This window comes from Peribacillus simplex NBRC 15720 = DSM 1321 (assembly GCF_002243645.1).
Taxonomy (GTDB): Bacteria; Bacillota; Bacilli; order Bacillales; family DSM-1321; genus Peribacillus; species Peribacillus simplex.
This window is the reverse complement of the sequence record NZ_CP017704.1, coordinates 1,103,418-1,119,269: the sequence shown is the minus strand read 5'-3', so window position 1 is coordinate 1,119,269 and position 15,852 is coordinate 1,103,418. Positions and strand designations below refer to the sequence as shown.

The window sequence follows — 15,852 nt, the reverse complement described above, 5'->3', positions numbered from 1 at the left end:
TGTTAATAAGTCTGGCGGTTTTCCCCTGTGTTCTTTTTCTATCATTTTTCGGCTTGGAATTCGTAAACAGTCAATTCCGGACGTGAAAGGAAACGATAGGGGAGTCGGGTAGTGCCAAGCCCTCTATTAACATGTAACGTTAATGAATCGATTTCATACGTGCCTTCCCTGTACTTTTCAGCGTATGGGGGAGTTACAAGGGCACCGGCAAAGGGGATTTGCACTTGACCTCCATGGCTGTGACCGCTTATTTGATACTGAATGTCATAAGTCCTTGATGTGTCGGCAAGGTCAGGGGCATGCGAAAGCATAATGGTGAACACTTCTTCCGGGATGCCAGAAAGGGCTTCTTCAAAATCAGGTTTTCCAAGCATGGCATCATCAACCCCGGCAATGAATATTTCTTCAGCGGTTAATAAGGTAATCTTGGTTGAGGTATTTTTCAACATGGTGAAATGGGATTTTTCCATGATATCGTTGTAAATTTCTGAGCCATATCCCCCATGATCATGGTTACCGTAGATGCTGAATTTTCCAAGTGGCGCTTTGAGCTGATTCAAAACGGGGGGGATTTTCTGGTGAGCCTTGTATTTATTAGGCTGGTCCATTAAATCTCCGGTAAATAAAATAACATCCGGGTCCAGTTGGTTTATCTTGTTGACAATTGCTTGTAAATCTTTAAGCTGAAATTGAAAGCCTAAATGCGTATCACTGAATTGGACCATTTTCATGCCATGAAAACCTTTTGGGATAAGCGGGTGGCTGATGATTTTATGCTTGGTTTCTAACCATTTCGGCTCCAAATTATGGGCATAATAGCTTCCGCCAATACCTAAACCGGTTAAGGTAGCCAATGTACTAAGACTTTTCTTAAGGAATGTTCTTCTGGATATGGGTTTATTCAAATTAATCAACCTATCTAATTTAAAAATGTTACTTCCTCATACTAACAAACAATATACATAAATTGAAGAAAATATCTTCTATAAGCATATGAAAAACATGTAAACTGGGGTTTAATGAAACCGTGTCAGGTTTGAAATTGAACATCTATACGGAGGTAACATGATGACCGAACCAATGTTTATTACACTGATTATACTTCTATGCGCGATTGCGCTTTTTATACAAGGAAAATTTCGAGCAGATTTAATTGCACTTAGTGCACTATCCATACTTGGTTTACTGGGGATTCTTACATTGGATGAACTGGTGGCCGGTTTTGCGAATCAAGTGGTCATCATGCTGGCTGGGCTATTTATCGTCGGTGCCGGCCTGTTAAATACAGGAATCGTGGAAAAGGCAGGAAATAAGTTGTTGGCTTTATGTGGGGGCAGTGAATGGAAATCGCTGCTCATCGTCATGCTGACAGCGGGAATATTAAGTGCATTTTTAAGCGGAACAGGAATTGTTTCCATACTGCTTCCGCTCGTCATGAGCATGGCCTTACAACAAAAAACAAGTCCGACAAGGTATTTATTGCCCCTTGCCTATGCAAGCAGTATTGGAGGGCTATTAACACTTACAGGTACTCCCTCCAATATGATCGTCGCTGATGTATTACGGCAAAACGGAATAGGGACATTAGCATTTTTTGACTTTACACCTGTGGGCTTAATCGCCTTTGCAGCAGGGTTATTCTTCATGTTGACACTCGGACGCCTGTTGCTTCCCGAGAAGACCATTGCTGCGAACAATAGTGTCAAGGGACTCTCGGCAGGGGAGCTTGCCGGCATGTACAAAGTATATGACCGATTGCATTATCTGCATATACCCGCTACTTCCGATATTGTTGGAGAAAGGCTGTCGGACCTCCAGCTTCCTATTCAGTATGAATTGACTTTGATTGAAATCCAGAGGAAGCCAAAGGATAAGCAATTGCCGCTGTTGCAAAGACAGCTGACGATTTCAGCCAGGGCGGATGAGGTTCTTCATCCTGAAGATATCATTTTGGTGTTTGGGGAAGAAGAAGCAGTTGAGAGATTGGCACTTAACTATGAACTGGAGTTTAAACATTTCAATACCGAACAAATAAAGAAACATTTTCTTAGCAGTAGATTTGGATTGACAGAAATATTGATCGTCCCGAACTCGGATTATGAAAATCAAACCTTGATAGATGTGCATTTTCGTGAGAAATACCAATGTAATGTGCTGGCAATCAATCGGAATGGAGAATATATTCAAGCGGATGTCGGAACGGAACGCCTGAAACCGGGGGATGCAATCCTGATACATGGAGAATGGGAGAACATTGAGAGGATTTCCTCGGATTTACAGGATGTCATCGTTATTGGAAGTACCTCGGAAGATGGCTCTCCGGTCAACTCCAAGGGCAAAGCATGGATTGCCTCGGGAATCACTGCATTGATGGTCATTCTTTTATCGATGGAGTCCGTTCCTGCGGTACTATCGGTTTTGACGGCTGCATTGTTGATGGTGATCACTGGCTGTGTCCGTTCGATGGAGGATGCTTACCAAAAGATTAATTGGGAACCTGTTCTATTGATTGCCGCCATGTTCGGCATAACGGCAGCGTTGGATAATACGGGTGGAGTGAGAATGATAAGTGATTGGCTGGCCGTTTTATTCAGTAATATCGGGGCACACGGCATTTTAGCGGTCTTTTACCTCCTGACACTGATCCTGAGCCAATTCATCCCGTATGGAGCCGCGACAGTAATCATGACGCCCATTGCCCTGACATCTGCGGTGAATCAAGGAATCGATCCTCTTCCTGTGTTTCTATGCCTTGCAGTTGCTGGCAGTTTGGCGTTATCCACTCCAAGGGTTGCCACTACCAATGCGCTTGTCATGACGGCGGGTGATTACAAGCATAAAGATTTTATCATGATTGGGATATCCATACAGATTTTCATTGGCGTTATCATGGTGATCACGATACCATGGTTCTTCCCTTTTTGATAAGACATAAGGCATTGTTCCATTTTTGGACAATGCCTTTTCAATGTGTTTCTTTTCAATTGGATAGGGTGAATGGGAAATTTAATGTTCTGAAAAAAGAGTTATGTAGTAGTAATTAAAATTATTTATTATCAATGACAGAAACTAATGGTATAATTTTGGCATATTGGTGTTTTCGTAATTAGGGGGAAGATGCATCATGGATACAGAAAAGATATTAAAGAACTTAGACAGGGTGACACCATTCTTTCAACCGATTTTCAGTGCAGATCAACATCAGGTAATCGGGTATGAAATTCTAGGGCGCTATGAGGAACAATCTGAATATAAAAGCCTTGGCCCTTTTTTTCACGATTCTGCAGTGCCGGAAGAGTATAGGGTGGAAGTAGATAATTATGTACTTGAAATTGCCTTGGAAAGAATAAAAGACTATGGTGAAGATTTTCTTATCTTTATCAACAGAGATCCTAATCTGCTTATGCTGGATCATGGCGAAGAATTCATGGAGATTTTACATCGTCATTTTCAACCGGAGGAAATGCACCGGATCGTGCTGGAATTATCAGACACGATCAGTCCGGAAAACTTAGATCCTTTGCAGCATGTGCTTGCTTACTTTAAAACATATGGGATTAAGATAGCTTTAGATCATTTAGGACAAGATACGCAATTGGACCGAATCGCACAGATTTCTCCGAATATTTTAAAAGTTAACTTGGACCAGCTTCGCATTTCAGGTGGAGATGCTTATCAGGTCATCCTGTTTTCTCTAAGCATGCTTGCACGAAAAATCGGCGCCAATTTACTATTTGAGAACATTGAGTCCGAATACCAGCTTCGCTTTGCATGGAAGAATGGGGGACGATATTATCAAGGGTATTTTTTGGCGAAACCGGAAGGCGAATTCATTAATAAAGATTTACTTCGTGAAAAATTCCATCAAGAATGTCAGTCTTTCATTTCTTTAGAGACCAAGAAGCTTGAAGCCGTTTATCAAAAGACTTTGCAATTCAACGAGAATATGCAAAACTTCTTAAAACAGCAAAAGCGGGCCAGCTCCCATGAAGAGTTTCTCGGAGTTTTGGCGAAAAAATTGGATTCCATATGTTTTCGGCTTTATATTTGTGATGAAGAGGGGTATCAAAAATCTCCTAATATCCTCCATAAGGACGGGCAATGGTTAGTTCAACCCAGTTATATGAATAAAAATTGGAGCTGGAGACCTTATTTCCTCGAAAATATCGTAAAGATGCGTAACGAGAAAAAAGGAAGACTATCCGATTTATACAGTGATATCGAAACGGGAGAAACCATTCGGACCTTTTCATATCCGCTGAATAATAAGGAATACATTTTCTGTGATCTTTCTTATAGTTATTTATATGAAAATGAAGCACTATTATAAAAAACGATTCATGAATATAATCGCTTTAAATGTGTAACGATAAGCAGAAATGATGCGCTTGGAGGAGACATATTTTGAGCACGTACATCTGGATTCTAATCATAATCGTTACAATCATGGCGTTATATCTACTCTTTTATACTTATTCTGTAGCAAGGGCACAGAAAGTGAAAGCCAGATATGATTCGACTATCGATGATTCAGTTAAAGAACATCCTTATTTAAAGAACCCGATATTCATTTCTCTTTTTGTTGGGACGATTTTGGTTGCTGGTTTTATTTTTTACTATGCTTTTCGATAATTGTGAGAAGGAGATTTCAATTTCATGAAATCTTCTTTTTTATTGTGAATAATGGGCACTGGTATTAAAGGTCTCACATGAGAATGTGATTTTGTAGTTTGGCTTTGATCTTGACGGGTATTGAATGACATAGGCAAAAATCCGAATCATTAGGAGAAATTCTATAACTAGGAGATGATTGTAATGAGTAAATATTTAGTTGCATGTCTTGCCAGTGTCCTTCTATTTTTAAGTGGAGGGTTCACTGCTTCAGCGGAGGGCTTACATAGAGAGGAAGTTCTATCTTTAGTACAAGATGCCATGAAGAATCAAGGTTCGATCAGTGAGGAAGTAAGTACTAAGGAAGCGATTGAAGGAAAGTTGGATAAACATTTCACAGGTGAATTCATCGAGAAGTTTGTCCAAGCGAATGTAGTGAAAGTCGATGGCGGTTATACCGCATTTGGATCAGATTTCGCTCCATATTATATCCCTTTTTTCAGTTACGACAAGAATACGGAAATTGTATATGGGAAAAACGGTGATTTCATTTATGTTCAGGAGGAATTCCAGGACACAGGGGACGGACCTGCATCGATGGAAAAACATGTTGAATCAGTTATTTTGAAAAAGGATAATGACGTTTGGAAGGTAATGGATGTAAAGTATGAAAGTGAAAAAATGAAATAAGGAATTTTAAAGTAAAATCCTTCAAAGTTGAAAAGTATGGAGGCGGAAATGAAAAAGTCCAGAGAAGGTCACAGTCTTCTCTGGACTTTTTGTTATATATTTAGTTCTCTCTTTATTTCGTCCAATTCAAAACCAATAATGGCTTTACCGTCGATGACGACAGTTGGTGTGGAATAGGCGCCATATTTATTAGTTAGTTCTTTACGTGCATGTCCATCTGCTTTAATATTTTTTTCTTTGTATACGACATTATTATCATCAAAGAACATTTTCATGATTTTGCAGGGAGGGCAATCAGGTTGGGTATAGAGCGTAACGTCTTTCATTTCATTCCTCCATGTATGCTTTAAGTAAGGTTTACTTTTTCATTATAGAGAATGCTAAGTCATTTGAATAGGGATAAACCTTAAGGATCCTCGTTCTACCGATCTTTTTCCTGTTTTACCAGATAGTCTATCAATCCCATGGAACAAACGTTCAGGTCCATGGCAATGATATCAAAAACAGGATGATCAGCGGTGATTCCTTTTTCGCCTAAATGAACAGTGACTTCCGTGAAAATATTTTTACTGGTCGCTGCCACTTGTTCCTCAAAGCTAGCATATTCCCTATATGCCGATTTGGCAGTCTTCACAAATTTAGGCAGCCAGTAATGAAGTTGTTTATATACTTCCTTAGGATTTTCCGATACCCCGTAATGGCCAAAATATATACGTTCGACGCCGATGCTTTCATACAATTCCGCTGCAGCAAGCATAGCATCGGGATTAAATTGATTTGGCGATGTGGACGGTAAGTAAAATTCCAAACCTTCTTCATCGAGTTCACGATAATAGATGCCTACGGTGTCACCTGAAAACATCCCTTTTGAAACCGAATCGTAAATGCTTAAATGATGGTTTGCGTGTCCTGGTGTGTCATAAAAGGTCAACTTGGAATTTTCACTTATTTTTAGGGATTCCCTATCATGTTTAGTCAGCATTCTTTCTAATGGAATAGGTAATATCGGATCGAAAAGCTTGTTGAAATCTTCACCATAGACTGCTTTAGCCCCAGCGATCAAACGTGTTGGGTCTTCTAGATGGCGTGCACCTTTTGGGTGGACGATAACTTTGGCATTCGGACAATGCTGTAAAAAAAGTCCAGCTCCACCTGCATGGTCCAAATGAATATGGGTAAGAATGATATATGTAATATCTTCGAGGGCGATTCCCAAATATTCGAGCCCCTTCATTAAATGGGGGATGGAAGGGCTGGCGGAAGTTTCGACTAAGGTGATGTCTTCATCGACAATTACATATGTTCCTGTACGATTTCTTCTATCCAAATCAAAACCATCAATCAATGAAATGCGATAACCAAGCTCACTAATGTTTTGCAACAGAATCTACCCCCAGAAAAATTTTCATGTACAAAATCCATTCCTTATTTTATTCTGTTAATAGTGTCATGTAAAGAATGAAGTTTTAAATTATTCTGAATTTATTTCAGCGTGGCTACTGGATAGAAAAGTATGGTATAGTGAAACCTATCGAAAAGGTTTTATTCAGAAAGGAGAGGGAGTATGTCTCAATTACAGGGCATCCTTACCAGATTGAAAAGTCTTCAAGAGCAAGCGAAGGAATCTGAATCTGCTCAACGTTTTTTTGAAATAGATGGTGTGAAAAAGTGCCAGGTTACATATTTCAGCAAAACTGAAATGTTCGAGCTTGAAGTATACAGTGATAAAGGGAAATCATCAAAATATCAATTCGATAATATTGATATGATTACCATTGAAATCTTTGATCTTCTTCAATCTTAAAAAATCACAAAAAGCCGCCTTCCTTTGGAAGCGGCTTTTTTATTGTGAATGAATTCGGTCAATTTTTACTTGAATGAAGTAGTGATTTTTACGACATCTTAATAATTGGAGGGATGTAAATGAAAAATCCAATGGTAATTTGCCCGGAATGCGGTGAGGAAAGGGAAATGGAAAATGTATTAACGGCACAATCCAACCAAAATGTGATTTATCAATGCCCGGAATGCGGTTTTAAACAGGTTAACATCAAAACTAGTAAGGGCTAAGGGTCTCTTGCGAATCCCGCCGTTTGGGATTTTATTGGTCTAGGAATGAGCCTTTTCTGCTTACATATGTTAAACTATAGAAAGAGCTGTATATAAAAACATATGGTAAGGGGTTTTAAAATGATCGGTACTCATGATGGGGATTTATTGGAATCCAGCGTTAAAGACTTAATGATTTCTTCTGAACGCGTGGCCCACGTGCAGGTAACCAATAACTTAGAACATGCACTATTGGTATTAACAAAGAGCGGTTATACGGCCATTCCTGTGTTAGATCCGATGTATAAACTGCATGGTTTAATTAGCACACCAGTCATTCTTGATTCAATCTTGGGACTGGAACGAATTGAATTTGATAATCTTGAGAATAAAAAAGTTTCCGAAATAATGAATATAGAAATACCTCGCCTGCATATTGAAGATACATTGACCAAGGGTGTGGAATTGTTGATTGACCATCCGTTTGTCTGTGTAGAGAATGACGAACATGTATTTGAAGGTATCTTAACGAGAAGGGCAATCTTGAAAAAAGTATTTAAACAAAATACGCCTGATAAATAAGTAAGGCTTAAAATGAAGTTAACCTCAAGACTCGCCAGTTGGCGAGTTTTCTTGTTTTTTTACATATTTGATCCAGCTAGTAGTAAAGTCTATAAACAGTTGGGTCTATTAGGAGAGGATGCGAAAATTGGGTCAAACAGTGGATGGAGCAAAAGTGCAGAATAAAAAATTAAAACGTCCCTTTATATTGGCTGCCATCATGTTGGCTATGTTTATGAATGCTATTGAAGGAACGATCGTTTCGACGGCAATGCCAGCCATTGTAAGTGATTTAGGTGGTTTTTCACTTTACAGCTGGGTGTTTTCAGGTTATTTGTTAATGAACGCCGTAACGGTCTTGATATATGGAAAGCTATCGGATATTCTCGGGAGAAAACCTGTCTTATTATTTGGAATCGTTGTCTTTTTAATTGGCTCCCTTCTTTGCGGTTTTGCCAATTCTATGACGGAACTCATCATATATCGCTTTGTACAAGGTTTTGGGGCGGGGGCTGTAGCTCCTGTAGCTTCGACGATTGTTGGTGATATCTATAAAAATGAAGAGAGGGCACGCGTTCAAGGGTATCTATCGAGCGTTTGGGGAATTTCAGCGGTCATGGGGCCAGCTTTGGGCGGCTTGCTCGTTGAGTCCCTGACTTGGAAGCTTGTCTTCTGGGTTAATGTTCCTTTGGGCTTGCTATCTTTTATTGGGATTTGGTTTTTCCTTCATGAAAATATCGAAAAGAAAAAACGTGATATCGATTACCTAGGTGCAACGCTATTGACATTATCCATATCCACTCTAATGGTGATACTCGTAGAAGGAGGGGTGAAATGGTCATGGGCTTCAGCTCCGGTCATATCCTTGGCATTAGTGGCCATCATCACCTTTATCTTATTCATCCTTCAGGAAAAGAAAGCAGCCGAACCGATGATGCCATTTGAAATCTGGCAGGAGCGTTCCATTCTGATTGCGAACCTTGTATCCCTGACGACAGGGGTGATGATGATTGGTTTATCAAGTTTCCTGCCCACATTCGTTCAGGGCGTGATGGAGCGCTCGCCTACGGTAGCTGGTTTTACATTGACAGCCATGTCAATTGGCTGGCCGATCGCATCAATGGTCTCAGGCAGGTTATTGATGAAAATAGGATTCAAATCAACCTCCCTCCTTGGAGGGTGTTCATTAATCCTTGGGAGTTTGATCCTAGTATGGATGAAGCCGGAAGCTGGGCCCCTTATTGCAGCCATGGGATCCTTTTTTGTCGGTGTAGGCATGGGTTTGACTTCTACCTCATTCATTGTCGTCATTCAAAAAAACGTCAGCTGGGAACGAAGGGGTATTGCGACAGCTTCCAATATGTTCATGCGTAATTTAGGAAATACTGTAGGTGCTGCATTACTTGGGGGAATCATGAATATGAGACTTCAAGCCTATTTGAACGATCATGCGCCAGCCGGATCGGGAGTGACGATAGATACGGCAAATAAACTGTTGAACAGTGAAGAACGCATGTCTCTTCCTGAAAATGTGGTAAAGGTTTTACAGGAAGGACTTACATTGTCTTTACAGACGATTTATCTCATTGTTCTAGGCTTCGCTGTAATCAGCTTCCTGTTACTTACGAGACTAAGAAAGAATAAGAATAAGAATGCATAAAAAAGGCAGACTCTTTAAATGGAGTTTGCCTTTGTATTTAAGGAAACGCAACTCTGATGACCAATTGAATCAATAATGCGATCGTGACCGCATGTAAAATTAATTTCAACTGTCGAGTGGAGATTTTTTGAGCCACACGCAAGGCCAGTTGTGATCCGATAAGGGACCCGATCGTGTAATAAATGGCAATCCCCCATGCAATGTTACCGGCGATGAAATAGGTAATGAATGCAGCTGTACAGCTAATGAAAGTTTGGAATCTAGTAAAGGCCAGGGATTGAAGGTAGGTGGCACCATTTCTTAAAAAGGTATACATGAGCATGGTTGCCTGTCCCGGTCCGAACATTCCGTCATAGACACTGATTCCGAATAGGGATGGATAAACTTTTTTTTGGAGATGCCAATCCGATTCATCGGAAGGTTTTCGTTTTTTAATGAAATTCATGATCAAAGCGACAGTCAAAAGACAGATGGCTAACAAATTCATTGCCTTTTCAGAGAATGAATTAGCAAGCAGACCACCACATAAGCCACCGAAAAGGGCAAATGGGATTAACTGGAGGGCATCCTTCAATTTAAGCTGTTTTTATTTGAATAAAATATAAAAACTGGAAAAAGAAGAAACCATGTTGGAAAATTTGACTGAACCAATTACCTGGTGGATGGGTAAACCTATCAAAAGAAGGGATGGCATGCCGATAAGACCGCCGCTCCCAGCCAATGTGCCGACAAAGGATGCTGCAAAACTGATGACAAGCAATAAAATGATCGTCAAAGGATATTCACTCCTTTTCTTTTCTCTTGTATTATAAGCCGACTTTGTTGATAATAAAAATTAAATAAATTAAATCATCATGATAAGAATTAATTATCAAGAGGTTGGTGTGTATGTCATTTTCAGAATTTCATTTATTATCCGTGCTTGCTCAGGAAATGAATATGAGAAAAGCAGCTGAGAGGTTGTTCGTTTCCCAGCCGGCTTTATCCCAGCGTTTACAATCAATAGAAAAGGATTGGGGCTCGAAACTGTTTCTGCGTTCACAAAAAGGGCTGTCACTGACACCTGCAGGTGAAGCGGTAATTCGTTTGGCCAATGAGGTTATAGAAAAAGAGGAAAAGGTCAGGGAAAGTATTCAAGCTATGGACCATGAAGTATATGGCACTTTGAAAATAGCCTGTGCCTCGATTGTCGGTCAAAACTGGTTGCCGCAAGTATTGAAAAAGTTCGTCCAAAAATATCCGTATGCCAAAATTTCCTTAATCACTGGCTGGAGCAGTGAGATTTTAAAGTCTTTGTATGAAGGACAAGTACATATTGGCATCATAAGGGGAGCCCCGGATTGGAAAGGGGTAAAACAGCATTTATTTACAGATATGCTTTATTTGGTGGATACTGAAATGAAGGAACTGAATCAAGTGTTCGAAACGGACCGGCCATTCATTCAGTTTAAAAGCGATTCGAATTATTATCAGGAAATTCAGGACTGGTGGCATCGGCAATTTAAAACGACACCAAAAAACACCATAGTCGTGGATCAAATCGAAACATGCAAACAAATGGTGTTTAATGGTATAGGATATGCGATCCTGCCAGCCATCACTTTACATGATAAAGATACGAATGTTTTTAAAATCCCTCTTTTGGATGGGCATAACCACTCAATCGAACGAGATACATGGCTTTGCGGCTATGAATCTGCCTTTCAGTTAAAGCAAGTCCAGGCATTCACGGAAGTGGTAAAAGAGCATATTCGTGACCAAGGAATGTTATAGGTCCGCTGACGAAAATGTCAATAGGGGAGAATAATATATAAGAGTGACATTCAACTTGTCTTGCCGGCAGTTGTCTGGTAAATTTAAAACGAGTAATGATACATATTTAGGAGGTTTATCCGGAATGAATAAAATGGATGCAAACGAAATTATTTCTTTTATCTCAAATAGTAAAAAATCTACACCTGTAAAGGTATATGTCAAAGGCAATTTAGAAGGCATGGATTTTGGTCCAGCTTCTAAAACATTCATAACAGGAAATACAGGTGTTATATTCGGTGAGTGGTCTGAAGTCGAAGAAGCAATCAAGGCAGCAGGAACAAAAATCGAGGATTATGTAGTTGAAAATGATCGCCGTAACTCTGCCATTCCTTTGTTGGACCTAAAAGGCATCAAAGCCCGTATCGAGCCTGGCGCAATAATCCGTGACCAAGTATCCATTGGAGACAACGCAGTCATCATGATGGGTGCATCAATCAATATTGGTTCTGTTATCGGTGAAGGCACAATGATCGACATGAACGCAATACTGGGCGGACGTGCAACAGTGGGTAAAAACTGTCACGTAGGTGCAGGTGCTGTTTTAGCAGGTGTCATCGAGCCGCCTTCCGCACAACCGGTCATTTTAGAAGATGATGTTTTAATCGGAGCCAATGCGGTCGTACTAGAAGGTGTGAAAATCGGTCAAGGCTCAGTTGTGGCGGCTGGTGCAGTTGTAACGAAAGACGTTCCTCCTTACTCTGTGGCTGCTGGTATCCCGGCACGGGTCATTAAACAAATTGACGAAAAAACAAAATCAAAAACAGAAATCATGCAAGAACTTCGTCAACTTTAATTTCTTTAGTGAATATTGCCTGAAGCGTGGATAAATATATCCACGCTTTCTGTATAGGGAGGAAATAATGTGAAAATAAATCCTTTTGCCGAGATTCGGCGTGATTTGCATCAAATACCGGAGATAGGATTCAAAGAATTCAAGACGCAGCAATACCTACTGAATTACATAACGAATCTGGCCCAAGAGCGGATGGAAATAGAAACTTGGCGGACTGGGATATTCGTGAAAGTGAAGGGAATGAACCCGCGAAAAACAATTGGCTACCGGGCCGACATAGACGGTCTGCCGATAAAAGAGGAAACCGGATTGCCGTTCGCTTCCAACCACGAGGAATATATGCATGCCTGCGGTCATGATTTTCATATGAGCATAGGTTTGGGATTATTGACATATTTCACCGAAAATCCGATCGATGATGACTTGCTATTCATTTTCCAGCCTGCAGAAGAGGGTCCTGGCGGAGCTGAACCAATGCTTAAATCGGAAACCATGAAAAAATGGAAGCCGGATATGATTCTTGCTTTACATATTGCTCCAGAGTATCCAGTTGGGACGATTGCCGTTAAAGAAGGGCTTCTATTTGCCAATACATCTGAATTATTCATCGATTTGAGGGGGAAAGGAGGGCATGCAGCCTATCCGCACGAAACAAATGACATGGTAATTGCTGCCTGCGCGCTTGTAGGGCAGCTGCAAACAATCGTTTCCAGGAATGTCAATCCACTTGATTCTGCTGTCATTACAGTAGGGAAGATTACTGGAGGCACCGTTCAAAATATTATTGCGGAGACAGCGCGGTTAGAAGGCACAATACGCACTCTTAACCCCGAATCGATGGTAAAGGTCAAGTCAAGAATAAAAGCGCTTGTGGATGGTATACAAGTGGGATATGAGTGCTTGGCTGAAATCGACTATGGCGCGATGTATCACCAGGTGTATAATGAAGAACGGTTGACCCGGGAATTCATGGAATTTACAGAGAAGTCAACTGCTGTTCATTTGCATCAATGTACTGAAGCGATGACTGGTGAAGATTTTGGTTATATGTTAAAGGAGATTCCAGGATTCATGTTCTGGCTGGGGGTTTCATCGGAATACGGATTGCACCACGCTAAGTTAAGTCCGGATGAAACTGCGATTGAACTCGCGATCAATCACTTAAAGGACTATATAACGTTTAAAGGAAGCGAAGCGTAAAAATGCTTTTCAGGACAGAACATGCTCTAAAGAGAGAACGAATGACGTTGGAGGGCTTATTGTGAAAAAAGAATTTGCGGTGATTGGACTTGGCCGTTTTGGCGGCAGCATAGTCAAGACATTAGCTGAAGAAGGATTAGGGGTTCTGGCTATCGATGCTGACGAAGATCGAGTGAATGAATTTGCCAGGATAGCTTCACATGCCGTAGTAGGGGATACGACGGATGAAAATGTACTGAGAAACATAGGAATTCGTAATTTTGATCACGTCATTGTAGCGATTGGCGAGAATATTCAAGCTAGTATATTGACGACCCTCATGCTTAAGGAATTGGGTGTCGGAAATGTAACTGTTAAAGCGCAAAATGATTATCATGAGAAGGTTCTTCGAAAAATCGGGGCCGACTTTGTCGTGCACCCCGAACGAGATATGGGGAGAAGGATTGCCCATAATATCGTCTCCAATAACATTCTTGATTATTTAGAGCTTTCTGATGAACACTCCATCGTCGAAATTGTTGCAAGCCAAAAGATGAATGGAAACTCGATATTTGACCTTGATATCCGTGCTCACTATGGACTGAATATCGTCGCGATCAAAAGAGGTAACGAAATAAATGTCTCTCCACAGGCGAGCGATTTAATTCATAAAGGTGATATATTGATCGTCATCGGCGCGGATTCGGACATCAATCGCTTTGAAAAGAAAATTGTGGAATAAGCAAGGGCTGCTCAATATCGGGCAGCACGCACTTTTCATCCACAAAAAAGCCCAGCCATCAATGGCTGGGCTTCTATTATTTATTGAACTTCCATGATGATCGGTAAGATCATTGGACGGCGTTTAGTTTTTTCATATAGGAATGGAGATAAAGTGTCTGTAATTTCATTTTTAATTTCAGACCATTGTGTAGTTTTGCGATCCATCACCTTATTTAAATGCTTAGTGATCAAGGATTGAGCATCGCTGATCAGGTCTCCTGATTCTCTCATATAAACAAATCCGCGTGAGATGATGTCAGGACCGGATGCAATTTTGAATTCCTTCATATTGATGCTGACAACGACAACGACAAGACCTTCCTCGGAAAGAATCCGTCGATCACGGAGAACGATATTACCGATATCCCCGATGCCGCTTCCATCGATATAAACCGAACCTGAAGGGATTTTACCGGCGATTTGTGCTGTGTTTTCACTTAAGGAAAGAACTTCACCATTATCCATGATAAAGCAATTTTCTTCCGGAACACCGCAATCGACTGCATGGCGGGCATGTAGTTTTTGCATACGGTATTCACCATGGATTGGCATGAAGAATTTTGGTTTTATCAAACGAAGCATTAGTTTTTGTTCCTGCTGTCCGCCATGTCCTGATGTATGAATGTCATTCAAAGGACCTGAAATGACGTCAGCTCCTGCACGATATAATTGATTGATCGTTCTGGAAACGCTGATTGTGTTACCTGGGATAGGTGAAGATGAAAATACTACAGTATCACCAGGAATGATTTGAATTTGACGGTGAGTGCCATTCGCTATGCGCGAGAGGGCTGCCATTGGTTCACCTTGGCTACCTGTACAAAGGATGGTTACTTTATTCGCAGGCATACGATTCAATTGCTGTACATCAATAAATGTATCTTTAGGCGCTACGATATAACCAAGATCTTGTCCAATTGATATGGCTGAATCCATGCTTCGGCCAAAAACGGCTATTTTACGGCCGTTAGCCACGGCTGCTTCTACAACTTGCTGAAGGCGATGGATGTTCGATGCAAACGTTGCAAAAATAATCCGGCCGTCAACCTTACGGAAAATGTCATGAATGGTATCGCCGACACGGCTTTCGGACATAGTAAAGTTCTGCACTTCACTATTTGTGCTATCCGAGAGTAAGCACAATACACCTTCTTTACCGATTTCAGCCATTTTGGTCAGGTTTGCAGGCTCGCCCACTGGTGTGAAGTCGAATTTGAAATCCCCAGTATGGACAATTTGTCCAGGTGGCGTTTTTACAACGATTCCATAAGAGTCAGGAATACTGTGAGTTGTGCGGAAGAAAGAGACGGACGTTTTCCGGAACTTGATCACTTCATCTTCACTGATTTCAATCATGGTTGTCTGACGTAATAGGCCGTGTTCTTCCAATTTATTACGAAGCAGTCCAAGTGCCAGCTTCCCGCCGTATACAGGGACATTCACTTTTCTAAGTAAATAAGGAATCCCGCCAATATGGTCTTCATGGCCATGGGTAATGAAGACACCTTTAATTTTATCTACATTTTTCTCTAAATAGCTGTAATCTGGAATCACATAGTCAATACCGAGAAGTTCATCTTCAGGAAATTTAATTCCAGCATCAATGATGATGATTTCATCTTGAAACTGAACAGCATATGTGTTCTTACCGATTTCGCCTAAACCGCCCAGGGCGAATACAGCTGTTTGATCGTTTTTTACAAATTTCATA

At 40.7% G+C, this 15,852-nt stretch carries 16 protein-coding genes and 1 pseudogene; 12 read left to right on the top strand and 5 right to left on the bottom strand.

Translation table 11 applies throughout. The features are described from left to right. Nucleotides 1-41: 41 nt before the first annotated feature. A complete protein-coding gene (locus tag BS1321_RS05190) occupies nucleotides 42-905 on the bottom strand; it encodes a metallophosphoesterase (protein WP_063232008.1) in 864 nt (287 codons plus the stop codon). 163 nt (nucleotides 906-1,068) lie between these two features. Here BS1321_RS05190 and BS1321_RS05185 point away from each other — a divergent pair, with 163 nt between their 5' ends. The 4 genes from BS1321_RS05185 (at nucleotide 1,069) to BS1321_RS05170 (ending at nucleotide 5,301) form a co-directional block, all read left to right on the top strand. Then, complete coding sequence (locus BS1321_RS05185) at nucleotides 1,069-2,925, top strand: SLC13 family permease (protein WP_069981668.1); 1,857 nt, start codon at nucleotides 1,069-1,071, stop codon at nucleotides 2,923-2,925. A gap of 199 nt (nucleotides 2,926-3,124) precedes the next feature. Then, nucleotides 3,125-4,330, top strand: coding sequence for an EAL domain-containing protein (locus tag BS1321_RS05180; protein ID WP_063232006.1), 1,206 nt, complete (start codon nucleotides 3,125-3,127; stop codon nucleotides 4,328-4,330). Nucleotides 4,331-4,404: 74 nt separating this feature from the next. Beyond that, complete coding sequence (locus tag BS1321_RS05175) at nucleotides 4,405-4,632, top strand: hypothetical protein (protein ID WP_063232005.1); 228 nt, start codon at nucleotides 4,405-4,407, stop codon at nucleotides 4,630-4,632. A 183-nt stretch (nucleotides 4,633-4,815) separates the two neighbouring features. After that, on the top strand, nucleotides 4,816-5,301 hold the full coding sequence (locus tag BS1321_RS05170) for a DUF3993 domain-containing protein (protein WP_063232004.1): 486 nt from the start codon (nucleotides 4,816-4,818) through the stop codon (nucleotides 5,299-5,301). Between the two features lie 92 nt (nucleotides 5,302-5,393). On the opposite strand, the gene BS1321_RS05165 is transcribed toward BS1321_RS05170, so the two are convergent. Then, nucleotides 5,394-5,627: a glutaredoxin family protein gene (locus tag BS1321_RS05165; protein WP_063232003.1), complete on the bottom strand. Its 234-nt coding sequence runs from the start codon at nucleotides 5,625-5,627 to the stop codon at nucleotides 5,394-5,396. 95 nt (nucleotides 5,628-5,722) lie between these two features. Further along, nucleotides 5,723-6,682: an MBL fold metallo-hydrolase gene (locus BS1321_RS05160; protein ID WP_063232002.1), complete on the bottom strand. Its 960-nt coding sequence runs from the start codon at nucleotides 6,680-6,682 to the stop codon at nucleotides 5,723-5,725. Nucleotides 6,683-6,865: 183 nt separating this feature from the next. Here BS1321_RS05160 and BS1321_RS05155 point away from each other — a divergent pair, with 183 nt between their 5' ends. The 4 genes from BS1321_RS05155 (at nucleotide 6,866) to BS1321_RS05140 (ending at nucleotide 9,571) form a co-directional block, all read left to right on the top strand. Then, complete coding sequence (locus BS1321_RS05155; RefSeq protein WP_034314086.1) at nucleotides 6,866-7,105, top strand: YkuJ family protein; 240 nt, start codon at nucleotides 6,866-6,868, stop codon at nucleotides 7,103-7,105. 119 nt (nucleotides 7,106-7,224) lie between these two features. After that, complete coding sequence (locus BS1321_RS27785) at nucleotides 7,225-7,371, top strand: hypothetical protein (protein ID WP_094246583.1); 147 nt, start codon at nucleotides 7,225-7,227, stop codon at nucleotides 7,369-7,371. Nucleotides 7,372-7,491: 120 nt separating this feature from the next. Further along, nucleotides 7,492-7,932: a cyclic-di-AMP-binding protein CbpB gene (gene cbpB, locus BS1321_RS05145; RefSeq protein ID WP_063232001.1), complete on the top strand. Its 441-nt coding sequence runs from the start codon at nucleotides 7,492-7,494 to the stop codon at nucleotides 7,930-7,932. Nucleotides 7,933-8,050: 118 nt separating this feature from the next. Next, on the top strand, nucleotides 8,051-9,571 hold the full coding sequence (locus tag BS1321_RS05140; RefSeq protein WP_063232000.1) for an MDR family MFS transporter: 1,521 nt from the start codon (nucleotides 8,051-8,053) through the stop codon (nucleotides 9,569-9,571). A gap of 37 nt (nucleotides 9,572-9,608) precedes the next feature. On the opposite strand, the pseudogene BS1321_RS05135 reads toward BS1321_RS05140, so the two are convergent. Further along, nucleotides 9,609-10,292 (bottom strand): annotated as a pseudogene (locus BS1321_RS05135) (sulfite exporter TauE/SafE family protein). 167 nt (nucleotides 10,293-10,459) lie between these two features. Here BS1321_RS05135 and BS1321_RS05130 point away from each other — a divergent pair. The 4 genes from BS1321_RS05130 (at nucleotide 10,460) to BS1321_RS05115 (ending at nucleotide 14,100) form a co-directional block, all read left to right on the top strand. Continuing rightward, the gene (locus tag BS1321_RS05130) at nucleotides 10,460-11,344 is read left to right on the top strand and encodes a transcriptional regulator CcpC (protein WP_063231999.1); all 885 of its coding nucleotides are present in this window, start codon (nucleotides 10,460-10,462) and stop codon (nucleotides 11,342-11,344) included. 124 nt (nucleotides 11,345-11,468) lie between these two features. Further along, the gene (gene dapD / locus BS1321_RS05125) at nucleotides 11,469-12,179 is read left to right on the top strand and encodes a 2,3,4,5-tetrahydropyridine-2,6-dicarboxylate N-acetyltransferase (protein ID WP_063231998.1); all 711 of its coding nucleotides are present in this window, start codon (nucleotides 11,469-11,471) and stop codon (nucleotides 12,177-12,179) included. A 75-nt stretch (nucleotides 12,180-12,254) separates the two neighbouring features. After that, complete coding sequence (locus BS1321_RS05120; RefSeq protein WP_081112832.1) at nucleotides 12,255-13,379, top strand: N-acetyldiaminopimelate deacetylase; 1,125 nt, start codon at nucleotides 12,255-12,257, stop codon at nucleotides 13,377-13,379. 61 nt (nucleotides 13,380-13,440) lie between these two features. Further along, nucleotides 13,441-14,100, top strand: coding sequence for a potassium channel family protein (locus BS1321_RS05115; protein ID WP_063231996.1), 660 nt, complete (start codon nucleotides 13,441-13,443; stop codon nucleotides 14,098-14,100). 80 nt (nucleotides 14,101-14,180) lie between these two features. Here the strand turns inward: BS1321_RS05115 and rnjA are convergent, their stop codons facing one another. After that, a complete protein-coding gene (gene rnjA / locus BS1321_RS05110; RefSeq protein ID WP_063231995.1) occupies nucleotides 14,181-15,851 on the bottom strand; it encodes a ribonuclease J1 in 1,671 nt (556 codons plus the stop codon). Between the last annotated feature and the right edge of the window lies 1 nt (nucleotide 15,852).